This window comes from Streptomyces sp. NPDC050161 (assembly GCF_044460025.1).
GTDB lineage: Bacteria > Actinomycetota > Actinomycetes > Streptomycetales > Streptomycetaceae > Streptomyces.
In genome coordinates this window covers 49,713-69,582 of sequence record NZ_JBITJM010000013.1, presented here as the reverse complement: position 1 = coordinate 69,582, position 19,870 = coordinate 49,713, and the positions used below count along the sequence as shown (strand labels likewise).

Genomic DNA, 19,870 nt, shown 5'->3' with positions numbered 1-19,870 from the left:
CGGCGATGGCATGGCGCGGAGCGGCGACCACGGCGGTCTGGGTGTGCGCGGTGGCCACGGCGAGCGGGCTCGGCGCCTGGTCCCTGGCCCACACCGGCAGCGGCACGGCGCAGCTGCGCGCGGCCCCGCTGGACGAGTTGGGCGTACGCCAGAAACTTGACGCGGCCCGCTCCGCCGCCGCCGAACCGCACCGGCCACCCGACCCGGCCACCGCATCCACCCCTCCGAACCCGCCCGCCTCGTCCGCCCCACCGCCCGGCGCCGGGACCGTACGCGTCACCGGCGGCAGCATCACCGCCGAGTGCCGCACCGGCGGCCGGGTCTACCTGACGGCCTGGAGCCCCACGGCCGGCTACCACGTGGACGACGACGTGCTGCGCGGACCGGCCGCCACCGCCGCCATCGAGTTCGAGCCGCTCGACGACGACGGCCCGGACGACCGCCCGTACCAGGTCCGCTGCGCCGACGGCCGCCTCCGGGCGGAGCCGGCCCCCGACCACGACGACTGACGGCGGCCGACGGCGTACGGCATCGGCACAACACCGACATTCTGTCGGCGCGCGCGGAGACTGCCGTACACACTGTCGGTACCGGCCGGCGGTCCCCGATCCGTAGGCTTCAGGCGTCCGCCGTCCCTGTCCCGGCGGAGCCGAGCGACCGATCCGAGGTACCGACCGTGACCATGACGCCTCCCGCCTCCGTCCCCGCCGCCGACCCCGTTGCCGGGGCAGCGGTGAAGGCCGCCGACCGCGCGCACGTCTTCCACTCCTGGTCCGCGCAGGGCCTCATCGACCCGCTCGCGGTCGCCGGCGCCGAAGGCTCGTACTTCTGGGATTACGACGGCAACCGCTACCTCGACTTCTCCTCCCAGCTGGTCAACACCAACATCGGCCACCAGCACCCCAAGGTCGTCGCCGCCATCCAGGAGCAGGCCGCGAAGCTGTGCACCATCGCTCCGGGCTTCGCCGTCGATGTACGCTCCGAGGCCGCCCGGCTGATCGCCGAGCGCACCCCGGGTGACCTCGACAAGATCTTCTTCACCAACGGCGGCGCCGAGGCCGTGGAGAACGCCGTCCGGATGGCCCGGCTGCACACCGGCCGCCCCAAGGTGCTCTCCGCCTACCGCTCGTACCACGGCGCCACCGCCGCCGCGATCAACCTCACCGGCGACCCGCGCCGCTGGCCTTCCGACACCGCGTCCGCCGGTGTCGTGCACTTCTGGGGCCCGTTCCTCTACCGCTCGCCCTTCCACGCCGAGAGCGAGGCGCAGGAGTGCGAGCGCGCCCTCGCCCACCTCGAACAGACCCTCGCCTTCGAGGGCCCGCAGACCGTCGCCGCGATCATCCTGGAGACCATCCCCGGCACCGCGGGCATCATGGTCCCGCCGCCCGGCTACCTCGCCGGCGTCCGCGAGATCTGCGACCGGCACGGCATCGTCTTCGTCCTCGACGAGGTGATGGCGGGCTTCGGCCGCACCGGCCACTGGTTCGCCGCCGACCACTTCGGCGTCACCCCCGACCTGCTGACCTTCGCCAAGGGCGTCAACTCCGGCTACGTACCGCTCGGCGGCGTCGCGATCAGCGCCGAGATCGCCGCCACCTTCGAGACCCGCCCCTACCCCGGCGGCCTCACCTACTCGGGACACCCGCTGGCCTGCGCGTCCGCCGTCGCCACGATCAACGCGATGGCCGATGAGCGGATCGTGGAGAACGCCGCCGAGATCGGCGAGACGGTCATCGGCCCCGCCCTCCGCGAGATCGCCGAGCGGCACCCGTCCGTCGGCGAGGTCCGCGGCCTGGGCGCCTTCTGGGCCCTGGAGCTGGTCAAGGACAAGGAGACCCGCGAGCCGCTGGTGCCGTACAACGCGTCGGGCGCCGCCAACACCCCGATGGCCGAGTTCGCCGCGGCCTGCAAGCGCGGCGGCCTGTGGCCTTTCGTCAACATGAACCGGACGCACGTCGTCCCGGCCTGCACGGTCACCGCGGCCGAGGCCAAGGAGGGCCTCGCCGTCCTCGACGAGGCCCTGACGACGGCCGACGCGCACACCACGGCCTGACCGCAGGCGGCCCTCGCCTATCGTGTGCGGGGGCCGCCTGCCACCCGCGCGGCCCGTTGTCGTCGAAGGGGACCGACGCGATGGCCGCCGCCGGAGCCAGCACAGTCATACGGCGCAGCACCCTGCGCCAGCAGATCGCCGACGCGCTGCGCGACGAAGTGCTGGCCGGACGCCTGCCGTGCGGCCACCAGTTCACCGTCAAGGAGATCGCCGAACAGTACGGCGTCTCCGCGACTCCGGTCCGTGAGGCGCTGCTCGACCTGTGCGCCCAGGGCCTGCTCGACGTCGAACAGCACCGCGGCTTCCGGGTGCGCGCCTTCACCGCCGACGACTACCGCGCCATGGTCGAGGCCCGCACCCTGGTCGTCGAAGGCATCTTCCGCAGCACCGCCGAACGCGCCCTGCGCCGCGCATCCGCCGAGGTGCTGGTCTCGATCAGGCGCCGGGCCGAAGCCGCCGAACGGGCCGCGTGCTCCGGCGACCTCGACGTCCTCATCGGCTACGACCTGCGGTTCTGGCGGGAACTCGGCAGCCTCGTCGGCAACCCGTACATCAGCGACTTCCTGGACCGGGTCCGGGTACAGACCTGGATGTTCGCGGTGCCCCTGCTGCGCGGTGAGGACGACCTGCGCGGCCACCTCTGGCACGACCACCGCGCGCTGGTCGACGCCGTCGTACGGCACGATCTGGCCGCGGCCCAACGGCTGGTCACCGAGTACAACGAGCACTCCCTCACCCTCGTCGGGGAGCGCGGCTAGCACTACGCTGTCCCGACCCGGCCGTCAGGGCGGCAGCCGGGCCCCGCCCGCGACCGCCGCCCCCGCACCCCCGTCCCCTCTGCATCTGCGCCGCCCGAGCCAGTGGCCCCGACCGGAAGCGAGCACTCACTCGTGGCATGTGACCTGTGGCTGGTACCTCTCGTCGACGTGCTGTGCCACAGCCCCGACAACCCCTTCTCCGAAGAGATCGCCTCCTACGACAAGGCCCTGACGGAGGCAGGACTGCCGCCGGTCCCGGTCTTCAGCTACATGCCGGGCCTCTCCGGTGACGTCGCCCCGGTCGCCGGCTTCGACTACGACGCGCTGCACTTCCTGCGCCGCGCCTACCTCCTGCGCCTGTGCGGCCTGGAGGTCACACCGGTCGACGAACTGGGCGGCGACTACGAGCAGTTGCTGGAGATGTTCGAGCCCACCGCCCAGCAGTCCCACCTGGTGTGGCACTACGACCACGCGGGCGCGTACGTCCCGGTGGACTTCCCGCACCCGCTCGCCGACGACGAACTCCTCGAAGGCGGCGGCCCGTTGGGTTCCTCGCAGGGACTGCTGCGCGAACTCGAACTGGTCGCGCCGTCCCTGGGCATCGATCCGGCCAATCCCCCGGCCCCGCCCGACCCGCCGGCCGGCCCCACCACCCTGGAGGAGCGGTCGGGCGTCTCGCCCCTGGACAACGGCCCGTTCGCCCGGGAGCGGCACGTCTGGCTCGGCCTGCACGCCGCCGCCACCCGGAGCCTGGGCCAAGGCTCCATGATCGTCTTCAGCTGAGCCGTACGGCGGCGGCCCCGGACGGCCACCTCAGCGTGGCGGCTCCGGAGGCCGCTGCCGCGGCATGTTCGGCCGCGCACCCGGCGGCAGCGTGAAACGTCCTGACTGCCCCTGGCCCTCCGTCCGCTGCGCCGCCCCGGACCGCGGCAGCTGCGGCGCGGGCCCGGCCCTGAACTCCGTCATCCAGTCGGCGGTCTCGGACCGTACGAGGTCGGCGATGTCCTCGTGGAAGCGGCGCAGCACCCCCAGACAGCGCTCCGCCGCCTCGCTCGCCGTGCCGTCCGCCGGACCGAGCACCTCCCGGACGCTCTCCGACGCCCAGTCGAACTGCAACGCCTCCAGCCTGCGGTGGATCGCCTGCGCGGTCGCCATGTCCCGCATCCAGCCGGCCGTCACCCCGAAATAGCGGTCGCAGCCGACGCAGACCGCGGCTATCAGCAGCAGCAGATAGCCCCAAGGGGCCGCGCCGTGCCACGCCCCGGCCAGGTCGAGCAGCGGCAGCGCCGCGCCCGCCGACACCCCGGCGGCGGCACCGGTGCGCAGCGCCCGCGCGCCGCGGCGCTTGCCCAGCCGGTCGTGCAGGTACCAGTCGGCGGCGCGCAGCGCGCCCTCCTCCGTCCACTGGTAGAGCGCGTCCAGACGGTCGGCCGGCTCACCCCAGTCGCCGAGCGGGAAGGCGCGGCCGGTGAGGTCTTCGGGCTCCGGGCCCCGGCCACGGCCGGGAATCAGCGCTGCCGCCCGCTCCCAGGTGCGCCGCGGCCCGCGGCCCCGTCCGCCTTCCTCCCCGGGCGGCCCCTCGGGCTGCATCTCCGGCTGACTCACCCGTGAAACTCCCTCTGTACGGATATGTGCGGCGCGTGCGACGCATGGGACCTGCCGTGTGGATCAGGCCCCGGGCGACGGCGAAAACGCGCAGCCCCTTCCTACCGCCGAACGGTGGGGCTTGCCCCCAGGAGCACGGTATTCCCGCCCGGAAGTGCGGTCCGATCCGGTATAGGGCCACGGCGGTACTCACCCTAAAGAGTTGCCGTCACGGGCGGCGCCGTGTTGCCGCGCGCCTCCGGCCGTACGACCGCGGGAGCCGGGCCGCCGGCGCCGTGGCGGCGGCCGTGCAGGGGCGCCGACCTGGCCGGGGCATGCGGGCGACTAGGCTGCCCCCGTGAAGGTCCTCGTCATCGGCGGCGGCGCCCGCGAACACGCCCTGTGCCGCTCCCTGTCCCTCGACCCCGACGTCACCGCGCTGCACTGCGCTCCCGGCAACGCCGGTATCGCCGAGGTGGCCGAACTGCACGGGGTCAACGCCCTCGACGGCCGGGCCGTCGCCGAACTCGCCTCCGGTCTGGAGGCCGATCTGGTCGTCGTCGGACCCGAAGCCCCGCTGGTGGCGGGGGTCGCCGACGCGGTGCGCGCCCGCGGCATCCCGGTCTTCGGCCCGTCCGCCCAGGCAGCCCAGCTGGAGGGCTCCAAGGCGTTCGCCAAGGACGTGATGGCCGCCGCTGCCGTCCCGACCGCGCGCAGCTACGTCTGCACCACCCCCGAAGAGATCGACACCGCGCTGGACGCCTTCGGCGCTCCGTACGTCGTCAAGGACGACGGGCTCGCGGCCGGCAAGGGCGTCGTCGTCACCGACGACGTCGACGCGGCCCGCGCGCACGCCCTGGCCTGCGTGGCGCAGCGCCGCGACGCCGCGGACGGCGGCCGGGCGGTCATCGAGGAGTTCCTCGACGGCCCGGAGGTCTCCCTCTTCGCGGTCACCGACGGCGAGACCGTCGTCCCCCTGCGGCCCGCCCAGGACTTCAAGCGCGCCTACGACGGCGACGCGGGCCCGAACACCGGCGGCATGGGCGCGTACAGCCCGCTGCCCTGGGCCGACCCGAAGCTGGTCGACGAGGTCATGGACACCGTCCTGCAGCCCACCGTCGACGAGCTGCGCCGCCGCGGCACCCCGTTCTCCGGGCTGCTCTACGCGGGCCTCGCGATCACCTCGCGCGGCGTGCGCGTGATCGAGTTCAACGCGCGCTTCGGCGACCCGGAGACCCAGGTCGTCCTCGCCCGCCTCAAGACACCGCTGGCCGGACTGCTGCACGCCGCGGCGACCGGCACCCTGGCCGCCCTCCCGCCGCTGCGCTGGAGCGAGGACGCCGCGGTCACCGTCGTCATCGCCTCGCACAACTACCCGGACACCCCGCGTACCGGAGACCCCATCGACGGCCTCGCGGACGTCGCGGCGCAGGACGCCCCCGAGGCGTACGTGCTGCACGCGGGCACCCGGCAGGACGCGTCGGGCGCGGTGCTCAGCGCGGGCGGCCGGGTGCTGTCCGTCACCGCGACCGGCGCCGACCTCGGCATCGCCCGCGAGCGCGCCTACCGCGCCGTCGGCCGGATCTCGCTGGACGGATCCCAGCACCGCACGGACATCGCGGCGAAGGCGGCGGCGGACGGCGGGGCCGGGCAGGCGTAGCCGTCCCCACACGGGCAGCGGCCCCGGTGGCACGTCAGGTCATGGCGTGTTACCGGGGCCGCTGTGTGTTTCCGCGGGGCCCGGCGGGGGCCGCGGGCCCGGGTTCCCGGCTTTACCCAAAGCCATTCCATCGAGTGACCGGTACGACTTCCGGCTGACGGGAGCCGAACCCCCAACTAGGGTGCCGCGCAAGCGTCCTGTGGCAGCGGTGCCGGAATCCGGTGCGGTGGCCACGGTGGCGTCCGGCAAGTGGGTCACCGGCATTGCGATGTCAGTGGCCGGTGCCACAGTGGTGGGGGAGCGAGCAATGACTCCGGCAGGCGTCCGCGCACGCCGGATGCGTGGCGAGCTCCCCGCAGTCTCGTCATTTCCCGTCCCGTGATCTCTCCGTCCGTCTCCACGCAGGACAGCAGGGGGTGTGCAGGCTCGTGGCTGATCCGGAAACAGGCGTCGGCGCTCTTGCGGCGCGGTCCCGCGCACTCGCCGTGCTGCGCATCCGCAGCGTGGCGCTGGGCGCGGCCGTGCTGCCCGCCGCCGCGGCGGTGGTCCTGCTCGTCGGCGGCGCCACCGGCCATCTCGGCGGCCCGGACGCGGCTGCCGGCTCCGGCTGGGGCATCGCGCGCCTGGCGGTGAGCGGCGTCGCGCTGCTGGTGCTGCTGCTCGCGGCCCTGGTCGGCGCGGTCGTCAGCGGGGCGAGACCGGCGCTCAGCCCCTCCGTGCCGGTCGCCGAGCGCGCGGCGCCCGACCTCTACCGCCTCGTCCGCGACCTCGCCGACACCCTCGACGTCCCGGCGCCGTCCGCGATAGCGCTCACCCCGGACTGCGACAGCTGGCTGGAGGACCGCACGCACCGCGCGCACGGCCCGCCCCGGCACGGCCCGCGGCGGTCCCCGGCGGCGGCGCCGGTGCTGGTCATCGGGTCACCGTTCCTGTGGTGGATGCGGGTCGGCGAGCTGCGCGCCCTGCTCGCCCCGGTGGTGGCGGGCACCAGCCCCTCCGCCCACCCCGACATAGCCGCGGCCCGCCGCTTCATCCGTGGCCTGGACGCCGCCGTAGCGGTCTCGGCGCGCGCCAAGGGCCTGCGCGCCCCGGCGCTCCGCTTCGTCGGCCGGGTCGCCCGGCTGATGCTGCGGGCCTGCCGCGAGCACGCCACGATCATGGAGCGGGGCGTGGCCGCCGCCGCATCCGAACGCGCCCAGGCCATCGACCACGGCCTGCGCACGGTCGCCCAGGAACAGGTCGGTCTGGCGTACGCGGGCTGGGACCGGCTGCTGACCCGCGTGGCACTGCCCGCCTGGCGCCTGGGCCGCTGGCCCTCCTGCCTGGACGTGGGCGTGGTCTGCGCGCTCACCGAACTCTCCCGCCGCGACCGCCTCGCCGACGGCTTCACCGCCCGGCTCGGCGAACGCCCCGCCTGCGATCTCCTGGAGGAGCCGGGCGCCGTCGACAGCGCCGCCTCCCTGCTGGCCGCCCGGCTCTTCCACGGCGGCCCCACCGGAGCGGGCCCCGACTGGTCCCCGGTCGCCTGGAGCCAGTACCCGGCAGAGGTCGTGGACCGCACCTGGCGCCTGGAGGCCGCCCGGCTGCACCGCGTCCTGGACGACCTGCCCGCCACGGACGAGGCGCAGGGCGAGCGCACCCGGGGCGCCATGGCGGGCGCCGGCCGGCCGCTGCCGGGATCGACACCCGGAACCGTGCCCGGAACCCTGCCCGGAGAAGCCGTCCGCCCGGCCGCGGCAGCCCAGGCCGCGGGCTCGGGCAGCACCGCCGTGGGCCCGGCAGGCCGGCCGGGCGCCGTCACCGCCCCCGCCCGCGCGGGCGGTACCGCGACCGCCCGCAGGCCCGCCGGCGGACCGACGCTGGCGCGGGTCATCGACCGGCTGGCCCGCGACGACCTGGCCGGCGATCTGGTCGCCGCCCGGCTGGGCGAGGAACTGGAGCGCGAGGAGCACGAGGAAGCCGCCCGGCAGGCCGCCCGCGGCCCCGCCGCACAGGAGACACCGCCCGACGTGTCCTGGGGCGACGGCCTGGCCGACGGCGGCCTCCCGCTGTTCCCGCTCCAGCCGCCGCGCACGGACCGCGAGCTGCTCGCCGAGCACGTCACCGCGATGGTCTGCTGCGCCGCCGTGGACACCGCGGGCGCCGCCCCCGGCCTGGACTGGCTGGACGGCCCGGCCCTCCTGGTGGACGGCGCCCGCCGCGCCGACTTCGGCAGCCCGGTCCGCAGCCTGGTCGATGAGGGCGACGCCGAACCGCTCCGCGACTGGCTCACCGCCGTCGGCGTACGCCCGGAGAAGCCGGTCCGCCTGGTGTGACGCCCCGCCCGTACGCGCACCACCCCGTACGGGGCCCGGCACCCGCCACGGCCAGGCACCACGCCGGGGCCGGACGGCCCCCGAGGCCCCCGGCCCGCCACGTTCCGGCCGGCCTTCGCCCCCGGTCCGCGCCCGCCACCCGCGCCGCCGCCCCCGCTCCGCGTCCCCGCCGTCCTGCCCCGCCCACCCGTCGGAGCCCCGCCGGTTCGCACGCACGTTCCTCGCGCCCGCCCGCTTCCGCGCTGTTCACCGCCCCGTGCGGATGAATGTGCCCATTCCGTTCACGTTTCGGTGGTCTGTGTCGTTGAATTCGCGACGAAGGGTGACGAAGTGGGTGCTTAATGTGATGTGCTGGGAACGGCCGCGTTTGTTCGGGTGAACACGGTGGAGCCGCCCCCGCACGCGCGCAGACGTACTGCACACAAGCCCTGCGGAGACGGCCCGCTGCGGAACACCGCGGCACACGGACACGGCCGGCCAGGCCCACGGGGGACGCGGAGGGGAGCGGATGGTGGGGACGGATCAGATCAGGCGCTGGGAATCAGGCGCCCTCGCCCACGCGGTCACGGACCCGTTCGGACAGGGACCACTGCCCTGGCTGCGCGGCAGCGAGAACTACTTCGACTCCGGACACGTCGTGCCCTGGTACGTCGACCCGGCCGTCGCGCAGGGTGACCTGCGGGTGCCGCCGCCGCGCAAGCACAACGGCCCCCGCACCGCCGACGACGTCCACCGCCAGATCAAGGGCTTCGCCTCCACCGGCGCGGTCGCCCCGGGCGAGGCCATCGACTTCCGGGTCTCCGTGGACCCGCCCCAGCCCTTCAGCATCGACATCTACCGCATCGGCCACTACGGCGGCGCCGGCGCCTTCAAGATCACCACCAGCCCGCGGCTCTCCGGCATCGTCCAGCCCGCCCCGCTCGCCGCCGAGCGCACGGTCTCCTGCCACCACTGGTGGCTGTCCTGGCGCCTGCACGTACCCGAGTACTGGAACCTCGGCGCGTACGTCGCCGTCCTCACCACCGCCGACGGCTACCGCAGCCACATCCCCTTCACGGTCCGCGACGACCACCCCGCCGACCTCCTGCTGCTCCTGCCCGACATCACCTGGCAGGCGTACAACCTCTACCCCGAGGACGGGCACACCGGCGCCAGCCTCTACCACGCCTGGGACGAGAAGGGCGCGCTCCTGGGCGAGCAGGACGCCGCCACCACCGTCTCCTTCGACCGCCCGTACGCGGGCGCCGGCCTGCCCCTGCACGTCGGCCACGCCTACGACTTCATCCGCTGGGCCGAGCGCTACGGCTACGACCTGGCCTACGCCGACGCCCGCGACCTGCACGCCGGACGCGTCGACCCCTCCCGCTACCGCGGCCTGGTCTTCCCCGGCCACGACGAGTACTGGTCGCAGCCCATGCGCCGCACCGTCGAGCGCGCCCGCGACGGCGGCACGTCCCTGGTCTTCCTGTCCGCCAACACCATGTACTGGAAGGTCGAACTCTCCCCTTCGCCCTCGGGCTCCGCATCCCTGCTCAGCTGCCGCAAACGCCAGGGCCCAGGACGCCCCGCCCTCTGGCGCGACGCGGGCGACCCCGAGCAGCGGCTGATGGGCATCCAGTACGCGGGCCGGGTGCCCGAGCCCGCCCCTCTCGTCGTCCGCAACGGCGAACACTGGCTGTGGGAGGCCACCGGCGCCCACGAAGGCGATCAGCTCGCCGACCTGGTCGCGGGCGAGGCCGACCGCTACTTCCCGCGCACCAGCCTGCCCGAGCACACCCAGCGCATCCTGCTCGCCCACTCCCCGTACCGGGACTCCGAGGGCACCAGGCGCCATCAGGAGACCTCGCTCTACCGCGCCCCCAGTGGCGCCCTGGTCTTCGCCTCCGGGACCTTCGCCTGGTCACCCGCGCTGGACCGCCCCGGGCACATCGACCCCCGCATCCAGCGCGCCACGGCCAATCTCCTCGACCGGATCTGCAAGCGCGACTGACCCGACGGAGCCCCGTCCGGCCCGCGCCTCACCCGGGCCCGGACTCCGCGTACGGCCCCAACTCCCGCGCCAGCGCCACCGTCAGCGCCCGGAAGATCCGCACCTCCGGGTGGGGGTCTCCGGTACGGGTCGCCAGCACGCTCTGCGCCGGGGGCGCGTCGAGCACCGGCACGTACACCGTGCCGGGCCAGGGGTAGTAACGGGCGAAGGACGCGAGCCCCGAGCCCGCACCGCGCCCCGCGGCGATGCTCGTCAGCACGTCCTGCGGGGTCAACGCACAGTCGGGCGCGCGCCGTTCGCCCGCGTCGAAGTACAGGTAGTCGGTGAAAGGACGCGGCGTGTGCCGGGGCAGCCGCAGATACGGCAGGTCGATGATGTCGGCGACGCGCAGCCCCTCCTGGACGGCGTCCGCGAACACCGAAGCCGCCGAGACCCCGACGATCCGGCGCTCGGTCGTCAGCACGTCCACCTCGATGCCGTCGGCCTCGACCGCGGGACGGACGAACGCCACGTCCACGCGGTTCTCCCGCAGCGCGCTGCAGTGCTCGGTGAAATTCAGCTGCACCAGATGGACCGGCACATCGGGCCTGGCCCTGCGGAAGGCGTTGACGGCCGCCGGGGTCACCTCGGCGGAGCCGTGCCCCATCACCCCGACCCGCAGGCCGTGCGGCGCCGTCACCTCGCGGGCGGCCTCGGACACGTCCTCCACCGCCGCGTCCGCCGCGGCCAGCAGGGTCCTGGCGTGCGAGGCCAGCCGCCGCCCCGCGGTGGTCGGCACCGCCCGGCCGCCGCCACGGTCGAGCAGCCGGGTGCCGAACTCCCGCTCCAGCTGCTGGATGTGCCCGGTCACCGCGGCCGGCGACAGGAACAGCCGGGACGCCGCCCGGCCGAAGTGCCCCTCCTCGACCACAGCCAAGAACGAAGCCAGCCGCCGCAGATCCATACGTCCACGATAATTCCCGCCACCGGCCGGTGCCCCGGGCCGTTCACGATTCCTGAACGCGGGCGGCGCCTGACCCCGCCCGGCCCGTACAACGTCCTTCATGACCACGCAGCACCTCAGGACCGCCGCCCCCGCCCTACCGCAGGCTTCCCCGGCGTCCCCGCACACCCCGGCGACCGCACGCCGCCACTGGCTGCGCGCGGGCTGGCTGATGACCGCGTCCGGCTGGAGCGCCAACCAGTTCTCCGCCCTCCTCGGCGCCTACCGCTCCGACCTGGGCCTGACCGACGCCACCACCACCGGGCTCTTCGGCATCTACGTACTCGGCCTGATCCCCGGCCTCCTCCTGGGCGGCCCGGCCGCGGACCGGCACGGCCGCCGCCCCGTCGCCTTCGTCTCGCTCGCCGTCTCCGTCGTCGCGACCTGCCTGCTGATGGCCGGCCCCCTCAACGCGTGGCTGCTGTGGCCCGGCCGCTTCCTCACCGGACTCGGCGCCGGCGCCCTGCTCACCGCGGGCAGCGTCTGGATCAAGGAACTCTCGTCCGCGCCGCACGGCACGGCCCCCACCCCGGGAGCCGCCGCCCGCCGCTCCGGCCTCTTCCTCTCCGCCGGCTTCGCCTCCGGCGGCCTGGCCGCCTCCCTCATCGCCCAATGGGCCCCGCACCCCATGGTCCTGGCGTACATACCGCACCTCATCCTGGCCGCCACGGCCGCCCTCAGCGCAATGGGCGCCCCGGAAACCGCCACCCCCAGGACGCCGGCGACCACCGCCCCGAAGCACTCGGCCGCCCCCGCCGCACCCGCCGCAGCCAAGGTCTTCCGCCGCCTCGTGGTCCCCGTCGCCCCCTGGGTCTTCGCCGCCCCCACCATCGCCTTCGCCACCCTCCCCGGCCTGGTCGACACCCACCTGGACGGCTGGCGCACGGTCTACGCGGGCATCACCACCGCCGTCACCCCCGGCGCCGGCCTCCTGGTCGCCCCGCTCGCCCGCCGCCTCGCCGCCCGGCACCGCATCGCCACCGCACTGTGCGGACTCGCCGCCATCACCGTCGGCCTGCTGGTCGCCGCGCTCGCGGTGGCCCACACCCAGCCCGCGGTGGCGCTGGCGGCGGCGGCCCTGATCGGCGGCGGCTACGGCCTGTGCGTGGCGTACGGCCTCACCGAGGTCGCCGCCCTCGCCCCGCCGCACGGCCTGGCCCGCCTCACCGCCCGCTTCTGGGCGCTGTGCTACCTGGGCTTCTGCGCCCCGTACGCGATCACCCTGCTCACCCGCGTCTGGTCGCCACAGGCGATCCTCACCGGCGTCGCGGCCCTGGCCGTACTCTCGCTCGCCACCGTCGCGCGCCACGGCACCCGACCCTGAGGCACCGCCGGACCCCGGCATACGGGAGAATCGGCACGACCCCTGGATCAACCTACGCGGAGGCAGCGTGTCCGGTTTCGTAGAAAAGCCCGAGCCCGTGCAGGTGCCGGGGCTCACCCACCTCCACACCGGCAAGGTGCGTGACCTCTACCGGAACGCCGCGGGCGACCTGGTCATGGTGGCCAGCGACCGCACCTCCGCCTACGACTGGGTGCTCCCCACCGAGATCCCGGACAAGGGCCGCGTACTGACCCGGCTGTCCCTGTGGTGGTTCGAGCAGCTCGCCGACCTCGCGCCCCACCACGTGCTCTCCACCGACGTCCCGGCCGGCGCCCCCGCCGACTGGGCCGGCCGCACCCTGGTCTGCAAGTCCCTCCGGATGGTCCCCGTCGAGTGCGTGGCCCGCGGCTACCTCACCGGATCCGGCCTCACCGAGTACGAGGAGTCCCGTACGGTCTGCGGCCTGGCACTCCCCGAAGGTCTGGTCAACGGCTCCGAACTCCCGGCGCCGATCTTCACCCCGGCGGCCAAGGCCGCCGTCGGCGAGCACGACGAGAACGTCTCCTACGAGGAGGTCGCCCGTCAGGTCGGCCCCGAGGTCGCCGCCCAGCTGCGCCAGACCACCCTCGCCGTCTACGGCAGGGCCCGCGACATCGCCCGCGAGCGCGGCCTCATCCTGGCGGACACCAAGTTCGAGTTCGGCTACCAGGACGACCGGCTGACCCTCGCGGACGAGGTGCTCACCCCGGACTCCTCCCGCTTCTGGCCCGCCGACCAGTGGCAGCCGGGCCGCGCCCAGCCGTCCTTCGACAAGCAGTTCGTCCGCGACTGGCTGACCTCCCCGGCCTCCGGCTGGGACCGCACCGGCGAACGCCCGCCGCCCGCCCTGCCGCAGGACATCGTCGACGCCACCCGCGCCAAGTACATCGAGGCGTACGAGCGCCTCACCGGCCTCAGCTGGGCGTGACCGCGCAAGCACACAGAAAGGCCCCGGCCGGTATTCCTACCGGCCGGGGCCTTTTCGCTGAGCGGACGACGAGGCTCGAACTCGCGACCTCAACCTTGGCAAGGTTGCGCTCTACCAACTGAGCTACGTCCGCATGCGCCGTACTCGGTGACCGTTTCCGGCCCCCGCTGTGCGGTGCGGGCACCACTATAGCCAACCCCGGAGCCCCGACGGGCCGCACCGCCGGTCGGCACCGCCCGCCAGGCCCCGCCGCCCGCGGCACCGGCCCGCGCCCGGCACACCCGCCCGTGCCCCAACTCCCGCCGCGCGGACCGCAGCTCGCCCGCCCCGGCCGCTTCGCCGCCCGCGCGCGACCCGGCGGGGATGTGTCCACCACCACAGCGGGCCGCGCCTCACGCACGGCGAGCCCACGGCCTCGAACGGAACGGGCACGGGACGGAACAGGTGCCGGACGGAACGGGCACCGGGCGAGGCGGGCGCCGGACGAAAAGGGGAGCCGGCACATCGCGCACGGAACGACAAAGACCCCGGTCACAATGACCGGGGTCTTCATTCGCTGAGCGGACGACGAGGCTCGAACTCGCGACCTCAACCTTGGCAAGGTTGCGCTCTACCAACTGAGCTACGTCCGCAGGCATCCACCCGGCTTTCACCGAGCGGCGCGACAGCTACTCTACCTGATCCAAAAGGCCCGTTGAGCCAAAAGACCGGAGAACTGTCAGAGCGGGTGACAGGGATTGCACACTGCGCCTCCCCCTTGGAAAGGGGGCGCTCTACTACTGAGCTACACCCGCGTGACTCCGTGAGGTCCGGCCCTGCGGCCTCGCCCCTCGGCGTGCTCCAGACTCTAACTGATCAGTGGGGGTGCAGTGCAAGTCGGCTGTGCGAGGGCCGCGGGGGCCGGCAAGTCGGTTAGTGATTGGCCGCGTTGAACGCCTCGTAGACCTTCTTGGGGATGCGACCGCGCGGCGGCACGTCCATCTGGTGCGAGCGGGCCCAGGCGCGGACCGCCGCCGGGTCGGGGGTCACCGAAGTCCGGTGGTACGCCTTGCCGGACTTGGATCGCTTACGGCCCGCTTCGACGAACGGGGCGAGGGCGCCGCGCAGTTTCTTCGCATTGGCGGGATTGAGGTCGATCTCGTACGTCTTCCCGTCCAATCCGAAGGCGACCGTCTCTGCGGCTTCTCCTCCGTCGATGTCATCGGAGAGCGTTACTACTACGCGCTGCGCCACGGATATCGGTCCTTTCGTGCAGCAGCCCCGTGTTGACGTGGGGTGATGCTCCGGATCCTGCTGATCTGAATCAATGCTTTTTCATTTGTACAGCGACGGGCAATGCATTGTGAAGCCCAGTTAATTTTCTCAGCGTGTCATCCCGCAATCCGGACTCTAGATCTTTTCGAGGATTTTCCCCGGCGCTCACTCCCGCTGATACCGGACCGTGATGGAGCGTGCACATATCTACTCGCGTAGATTTTCGAACACGGTACTGTGAGGGAACCGCCTTACGCACCACACCACCGGGAGTGCCAGTGGCACGCGTCGTAGTCGACGTCATGCTCAAGCCGGAGATCCTCGACCCGCAGGGGCAGGCGGTGCAGCGCGCACTGCCACGCCTGGGATTCGAGGGGATCGCCGACGTCCGCCAGGGCAAGCGTTTCGAACTTGAGGTGGAGGGACCGGTCGACGACGCCGCCCTCGCCCGTATCCGCGAGATGGCCGAGACCTTCCTCGCCAACACCGTCATCGAAGACTTCACCGTCCGGGTCGACGAGGCCGGATCATGACGCGCATCGGCGTCGTCACGTTCCCCGGCACGCTCGATGACCGTGACACCCAGCGCGCGGTCCGGGTCGCCGGAGCCGAAGCCGTGCCGCTGTGGCACCGCGACAAGGACCTCAAGCAGGTCGACGCCGTGGTGCTGCCCGGCGGATTCTCGTACGGCGACTACCTGCGGGCCGGGGCCATCTCCCGTTTCTCGCCGGTGATGGAGACCGTTATCGAGCAGGCCAGGGGCGGCATGCCGGTACTGGGGATCTGCAATGGTTTCCAGGTGCTCACCGAGAGCCACCTGCTGCCCGGCGCGATGCTGCGCAACGAGAGCCTGCACTTCGTCTGCCGTGAGCAGAAGCTGCGGGTGGAGAACGCGGGCACGGCCTGGACGGCGGACTACTCCGCGGGCCAGGAGATCCACATTCCCCTGAAGAACATCGACGGCCGCTACACCGCCGACGAGCGCACCCTCGACATGCTGGAGGCCGAGGGCCGGGTCGCGTTCCGCTACCTGGACGTGAACCCCAACGGCTCGCAGCGTGACATCGCCGGCATCACCAACGAGGCCGGCAACGTCGTGGGCCTCATGCCGCACCCCGAGCACGCGGTCGAGCCGCTCATCGGGACCGCGGGCACCGACGGCCTCGGGTTCTTCACCTCGATTCTCAAGAAGTTGGTCGCAGCATGACGCTCGATACGGTCGCGCACGCCGCGAAGACGCCGGACACCGAGCAGCCCTGGGCCGAACTCGGCCTGAAGAAGGACGAGTACGAGCGGGTCCGCGAGATCCTCGGCCGCCGTCCGACCGGCGCCGAGCTGGCCATGTACTCCGTCATGTGGTCCGAGCACTGCTCGTACAAGTCCAGCAAGGTCCACCTCCGCCAGTTCGGCGAGAAGGCGCCCGAGACGGACGCGCTGCTCGTCGGCATCGGTGAGAACGCCGGTGTCGTCGACGTCGGCCAGGGCTACGCCGTCACCTTCAAGGTGGAGTCGCACAACCACCCGTCGTACGTCGAGCCGTACCAGGGCGCCGCGACCGGTGTCGGCGGCATCGTGCGCGACATCATCGCGATGGGCGCCCGCCCGGTCGCGGTCGTCGACCCGCTCAGGTTCGGTGCGGCCGACCACCCCGACACCAAGCGCGTGCTGCCCGGCGTCGTCTCCGGCATCGGCGGCTACGGCAACTGCCTGGGCCTGCCCAACATCGGCGGCGAGGTCGTCTTCGACGCCTGCTACCAGGGCAACCCGCTGGTCAACGCCGGATGCATCGGCGTGATGAAGCACGAGGACATCCACCTCGCCAAGGCGTCGGGCGCCGGCAACAAGGTCATCCTCTACGGCGCCCGCACCGGCGGCGACGGCATCGGCGGCGCCTCCATCCTGGCCTCCGAGACCTTCGACGACGCGAAGCCGTCGAAGCGCCCCGCCGTCCAGGTCGGCGACCCCTTCCAGGAGAAGCTGCTCATCGAGTGCACCCTGGAGGCGTACGCCGAGAAGCTGGTCGTCGGCATCCAGGACTTCGGCGCCGCCGGCCTCTCCTGTGCCACCAGTGAGCTGGCGTCCAACGGCTCCGGCGGCATGACCGTCGTCCTCGACGACGTCCCGCTGCGTGACTCCACCCTCTCGCCCGAGGAAATCCTCATGAGCGAGTCGCAGGAGCGCATGTGCGCGGTGGTCGAGCCGGAGAAGGTCGCCCGTTTCCTGGAGATCTGCGAGAAGTGGGACGTCATCGCGACGGTCGTCGGTGAGGTGACCGACGGCGACCGGCTGGAGATCTTCTGGAAGGGCGAGAAGATCGTCGACGTCGACCCGCGCACGGTCGCCCACGAAGGCCCGGTCTACGAGCGCCCGCTGGCCCGCCCGTCCTGGCAGGACGCGCTCCAGGCCGACGACGCGAACAAGCTGGCCCGCCCGGCGAACGCCGACGAGCTGCGCGCGCAGGTCCTGCGGCTGGTCTCCTCCCCGAACCAGGCGTCCAAGGCGTGGATCACCGACCAGTACGACCGCTTCGTGCAGGGCAACACCGTGCTCGCCCAGCCCGAGGACTCCGGCATGGTGCGCATCGACGAGGAGACCAACCTCGGCGTCGCCCTCGCCACCGACGGCAACGGCCGCTTCGCCAAGCTCGACCCGTACACCGGCGCGCAGCTGGCGCTGGCCGAGGCGTACCGCAACGTCGCGACGTCCGGCGCCAAGCCGCTCGCCGTCTCGGACTGCCTGAACTTCGGCTCGCCCGAGGACCCGGCCGTCATGTGGCAGTTCTCCGAGGCCATCCGCGGTCTCGCGGACGGCTGCCAGCAGCTCGGCACGCCGGTCACCGGCGGCAACGTCTCGCTCTACAACCAGACCGGCGACGTCGCGATCCACCCCACCCCGGTGGTCGCCGTCCTCGGTGTGATCGACGACGTCACCCGCCGCACCCCGGTCGCGTTCGCGGACGAGGGGCACCTCATCTACCTCCTGGGTGACACCGAGGAGGAGCTGGGCGGCTCGGCGTGGTCGCAGGTCGTCCACGACCACCTGGGCGGACTGCCGCCGAAGGTGGACCTGGAGCGCGAGCGGCTGCTCGCCGAGATCCTGATCTCGGCCTCCCGCGACGGCATGGTCGACGCGGCGCACGACCTGTCCGACGGCGGTCTGATCCAGGCGCTGGTCGAGTCCTGCCTCCAGGGCGGCAAGGGCGCGCGGGTGGTCGTGCCGGACGGCGCCGACCCCTTCGTGCTGCTCTTCTCCGAGTCCGCAGGCCGTGCGGTCGTCGCGGTGCCGCGCAGCGAGGAGCTGCGTTTCACGGACATGTGCGGCGCGCGGGGCCTGCCGGCCACCCGCATCGGCGTCATCGACGGCGAAGAGATCGACGTCCAGGGCCAGTTCAGCATCCCGCTGAGCGAGCTGAAGGACGCGCACGAGGCGACGATCCCGAACCTGATCGCCTAGGAACGCGCACGACGAACGGGCCGGCCGCTGGTGCGACCGGCCCGTTCGCGTGGGGCGCCGTGGTGGGGGACGCGGCGCGGCGGCCCTCCCTACTGGAGCGCGGCGGCCTGGTCCGCCTGCCAGTAGGTGACGGTGGAGTCGTCGCTGATGCCGAGGCCGGCGCCACCGGGCGCGTTGACCGTCGCCTGGCCGTCGATCGGGCCCATGTCCTTGCCGCGCAGGCCGACGGTGAGGCTCTTCTCGCGGTGCAGGTTCTTCCCGTCCTGCGGGAGGCCGATGGCGGCGTACGCCGACTTGCCCGGCTCCAGGGTCACCACGGCCTGGGGCTTGCTCGCCTCGGCGGCGCCGACGGCCGCCTGCGCGCCGGGGTACCCGACGGTCGGGAAGCCGTAGAGGTTGCAGCTGCCGCCCGCGGTGTTGGTGGCCTTGAGGAGGACGGCGGGCAGGGTGCCGCCGGTCGGCACCACCTCGATCTTCATGCCGTCGGTCGAGCAGGTGGCGTCGCCCGCCTTGCTGCCGCCGGAGCCGCCGGACGTGCCGCCGCTGCCGCCGGTCGAGCCGCCGGAGCCGCCCGAGGTGCCCGCGCCGTCCTCCTTCGACGGCGCGCCGGGATTGCCGCTGCCGTCCCCGGTGCTGTCCGAGCCCTTGCTCGCGGAGGAGTCGGCGCTCTTGCCGGCGCTCGGCGAGGCGGCGTCGGTGCCGTCCGGGCCGCAGGCGGCGGTGGCGAACACCGTCGCGCCGGCGACGGCGGCGAGGGCGAGGGTGCGACGTATCTGCATGGGGGGATCCCTACTGAGCTAGGTGTGTCAACCAGCCGCACTATGCCAACAGTTGAGCCTCTCCCCTCGGCGCGCCTCGCCCTGCCCGCACAGTGATCTGCTTCACAGAAACCGGGCGCGACCTGCGCCGACGCCCGACGAACGGCCACCTAACGACACATACCCGCTTGTTCGTTCTTACGTAATTACGTAATCTCATGCCCATGGATCTCGAACAGCGGGTGGCCGCGCTGGAGCGGCGCCTGGCCGCGCTGGAGCGGCCCGCCGCCGGTGGCACCGAACCGGCACCCGTCCCCGGAAGCGACCCGGACGAACTGTGGGCGCTGCGCGGCCTCCAGGCCCAGCTCGCGGGCCTGGGCGCCGAGAACGGCGGCGTGCTGTACACCGGCGCCGTACGGATCCCGGCCGGGCAGACCTACGAGTGGCAGTACGCGCTGACCACGGACACCGTGCTGGACGGCGACTGGGCGGACGCGGCCGACGTCTTCGCGGCGCTCGGGCAGCCCGTACGGCTGCGGCTGCTGCGCGCGGTGCTCGACGGACGCGGCACCGCCGCCGAACTCACCGCGCTCGACGGGACGGGCACCACCGGCCAGATCTACCACCACCTGCGGCAGCTGACGGCCGCCGGCTGGCTGCGCACGGCCGCCCGTGGGCGCCACGAAGTGCCGGCCGACCGCGTCGTGCCGCTCCTGGTGATGCTGACCGCCGCCGGGCACTGAGCCCGGCCGACTTCAGGGGGAACAGA

Annotated in this window: 17 protein-coding genes and 3 tRNA genes; 13 read left to right on the top strand and 7 right to left on the bottom strand. The window is 73.2% G+C overall.

Features of this window, described 5'->3' with window-relative positions:
• Positions 1-5 precede the first annotated feature (5 nt).
• The 4 genes from ACIBK8_RS21745 (at position 6) to ACIBK8_RS21730 (ending at position 3,597) form a co-directional block, all read left to right on the top strand.
• The gene (locus ACIBK8_RS21745; protein ID WP_399043442.1) at positions 6-509 is read left to right on the top strand and encodes a hypothetical protein; all 504 of its coding nucleotides are present in this window, start codon (positions 6-8) and stop codon (positions 507-509) included.
• A gap of 173 nt (positions 510-682) precedes the next feature.
• Positions 683-2,056, top strand: a complete 1,374-nt coding sequence (locus ACIBK8_RS21740) for an aspartate aminotransferase family protein (RefSeq protein WP_399043551.1) — start codon at positions 683-685, stop codon at positions 2,054-2,056.
• A gap of 80 nt (positions 2,057-2,136) precedes the next feature.
• A complete protein-coding gene (locus ACIBK8_RS21735; RefSeq protein WP_399043441.1) occupies positions 2,137-2,814 on the top strand; it encodes a GntR family transcriptional regulator in 678 nt (225 codons plus the stop codon).
• Positions 2,815-2,946: 132 nt separating this feature from the next.
• Entirely contained in the window at positions 2,947-3,597 is a 651-nt protein-coding gene (locus ACIBK8_RS21730) for a hypothetical protein (RefSeq protein WP_399043440.1), read from the top strand.
• A gap of 30 nt (positions 3,598-3,627) precedes the next feature.
• On the opposite strand, the gene ACIBK8_RS21725 is transcribed toward ACIBK8_RS21730, so the two are convergent.
• Positions 3,628-4,419, bottom strand: a complete 792-nt coding sequence (locus ACIBK8_RS21725; protein WP_399043439.1) for an SLATT domain-containing protein — start codon at positions 4,417-4,419, stop codon at positions 3,628-3,630.
• Between the two features lie 337 nt (positions 4,420-4,756).
• Between ACIBK8_RS21725 and purD the strand changes: the two genes are divergently transcribed.
• From purD to ACIBK8_RS21710, 3 genes are all read left to right on the top strand, one after another.
• On the top strand, positions 4,757-6,058 hold the full coding sequence (gene purD, locus ACIBK8_RS21720) for a phosphoribosylamine--glycine ligase (RefSeq protein WP_399043438.1): 1,302 nt from the start codon (positions 4,757-4,759) through the stop codon (positions 6,056-6,058).
• A 428-nt stretch (positions 6,059-6,486) separates the two neighbouring features.
• Positions 6,487-8,373 (top strand): hypothetical protein, encoded by a 1,887-nt coding sequence (locus tag ACIBK8_RS21715; RefSeq protein ID WP_399043437.1) that lies wholly within the window; start codon positions 6,487-6,489, stop codon positions 8,371-8,373.
• Positions 8,374-8,884: 511 nt separating this feature from the next.
• Positions 8,885-10,363, top strand: a complete 1,479-nt coding sequence (locus tag ACIBK8_RS21710; protein ID WP_399043550.1) for a N,N-dimethylformamidase beta subunit family domain-containing protein — start codon at positions 8,885-8,887, stop codon at positions 10,361-10,363.
• A gap of 28 nt (positions 10,364-10,391) precedes the next feature.
• On the opposite strand, the gene ACIBK8_RS21705 is transcribed toward ACIBK8_RS21710, so the two are convergent.
• Positions 10,392-11,306, bottom strand: coding sequence for a LysR family transcriptional regulator (locus ACIBK8_RS21705; protein WP_399043436.1), 915 nt, complete (start codon positions 11,304-11,306; stop codon positions 10,392-10,394).
• 100 nt (positions 11,307-11,406) lie between these two features.
• Between ACIBK8_RS21705 and ACIBK8_RS21700 the strand changes: the two genes are divergently transcribed.
• Together ACIBK8_RS21700 and ACIBK8_RS21695 are read left to right on the top strand one after the other, a co-directional pair.
• Positions 11,407-12,669, top strand: a complete 1,263-nt coding sequence (locus ACIBK8_RS21700; RefSeq protein WP_399043435.1) for an MFS transporter — start codon at positions 11,407-11,409, stop codon at positions 12,667-12,669.
• A 67-nt stretch (positions 12,670-12,736) separates the two neighbouring features.
• Positions 12,737-13,636, top strand: a complete 900-nt coding sequence (locus tag ACIBK8_RS21695; protein WP_399043434.1) for a phosphoribosylaminoimidazolesuccinocarboxamide synthase — start codon at positions 12,737-12,739, stop codon at positions 13,634-13,636.
• A 60-nt stretch (positions 13,637-13,696) separates the two neighbouring features.
• Here ACIBK8_RS21695 and ACIBK8_RS21690 read toward each other — a convergent pair.
• From ACIBK8_RS21690 to ACIBK8_RS21675, 4 genes are all read right to left on the bottom strand, one after another.
• Positions 13,697-13,769: transfer RNA gene (locus tag ACIBK8_RS21690), tRNA-Gly, on the bottom strand.
• Between the two features lie 426 nt (positions 13,770-14,195).
• Positions 14,196-14,268 (bottom strand) — tRNA-Gly (locus ACIBK8_RS21685).
• 90 nt (positions 14,269-14,358) lie between these two features.
• Positions 14,359-14,430, bottom strand: a tRNA-Gly gene (locus ACIBK8_RS21680).
• A gap of 118 nt (positions 14,431-14,548) precedes the next feature.
• Positions 14,549-14,869, bottom strand: coding sequence for an Lsr2 family protein (locus ACIBK8_RS21675; protein ID WP_393684001.1), 321 nt, complete (start codon positions 14,867-14,869; stop codon positions 14,549-14,551).
• A gap of 299 nt (positions 14,870-15,168) precedes the next feature.
• Here ACIBK8_RS21675 and purS point away from each other — a divergent pair, with 299 nt between their 5' ends.
• From purS to purL, 3 genes are read left to right on the top strand one after another with little or no spacing between them, the layout of a single operon-like run.
• Positions 15,169-15,423: a phosphoribosylformylglycinamidine synthase subunit PurS gene (purS, locus tag ACIBK8_RS21670; RefSeq protein ID WP_399043433.1), complete on the top strand. Its 255-nt coding sequence runs from the start codon at positions 15,169-15,171 to the stop codon at positions 15,421-15,423.
• Positions 15,417-16,097 carry a phosphoribosylformylglycinamidine synthase subunit PurQ gene (gene purQ, locus ACIBK8_RS21665; RefSeq protein ID WP_227049535.1) on the top strand — a complete coding sequence of 227 codons (681 nt, stop codon included), beginning with the start codon at positions 15,417-15,419 and terminating at the stop codon, positions 16,095-16,097. The genes purS and purQ overlap by 7 nt, the downstream gene beginning before the upstream one ends.
• Entirely contained in the window at positions 16,094-18,343 is a 2,250-nt protein-coding gene (gene purL / locus ACIBK8_RS21660; protein ID WP_393683997.1) for a phosphoribosylformylglycinamidine synthase subunit PurL, read from the top strand. The genes purQ and purL overlap by 4 nt, the downstream gene beginning before the upstream one ends.
• 89 nt (positions 18,344-18,432) lie before the next feature.
• Here the strand turns inward: purL and ACIBK8_RS21655 are convergent, their stop codons facing one another.
• Entirely contained in the window at positions 18,433-19,122 is a 690-nt protein-coding gene (locus tag ACIBK8_RS21655) for a DUF4232 domain-containing protein (RefSeq protein ID WP_399043432.1), read from the bottom strand.
• A gap of 203 nt (positions 19,123-19,325) precedes the next feature.
• Between ACIBK8_RS21655 and ACIBK8_RS21650 the strand changes: the two genes are divergently transcribed.
• A complete protein-coding gene (locus ACIBK8_RS21650) occupies positions 19,326-19,844 on the top strand; it encodes an ArsR/SmtB family transcription factor (protein WP_399043431.1) in 519 nt (172 codons plus the stop codon).
• The last annotated feature ends 26 nt before the right edge of the window (positions 19,845-19,870 follow it).

Excerpts from the sequence above, each read along its gene's own strand:
- ACIBK8_RS21745 (WP_399043442.1), top strand. The coding sequence starts at position 6 with ATGGCATGGCGCGGAGCGGCGACCACGGCGGTCTGGGTGTGCGCGGTG.
- ACIBK8_RS21740 (WP_399043551.1), top strand. The coding sequence starts at position 683 with ATGACGCCTCCCGCCTCCGTCCCCGCCGCCGACCCCGTTGCCGGGGCA.
- ACIBK8_RS21735 (WP_399043441.1), top strand. The coding sequence starts at position 2,137 with ATGGCCGCCGCCGGAGCCAGCACAGTCATACGGCGCAGCACCCTGCGC.
- ACIBK8_RS21705 (WP_399043436.1), bottom strand. The coding sequence starts at position 11,306 with ATGGATCTGCGGCGGCTGGCTTCGTTCTTGGCTGTGGTCGAGGAGGGG.
- ACIBK8_RS21700 (WP_399043435.1), top strand. The coding sequence starts at position 11,407 with ATGACCACGCAGCACCTCAGGACCGCCGCCCCCGCCCTACCGCAGGCT.
- purL (WP_393683997.1), top strand. The coding sequence starts at position 16,094 with ATGACGCTCGATACGGTCGCGCACGCCGCGAAGACGCCGGACACCGAG.
- ACIBK8_RS21655 (WP_399043432.1), bottom strand. The coding sequence starts at position 19,122 with ATGCAGATACGTCGCACCCTCGCCCTCGCCGCCGTCGCCGGCGCGACG.
- ACIBK8_RS21650 (WP_399043431.1), top strand. The coding sequence starts at position 19,326 with ATGGATCTCGAACAGCGGGTGGCCGCGCTGGAGCGGCGCCTGGCCGCG.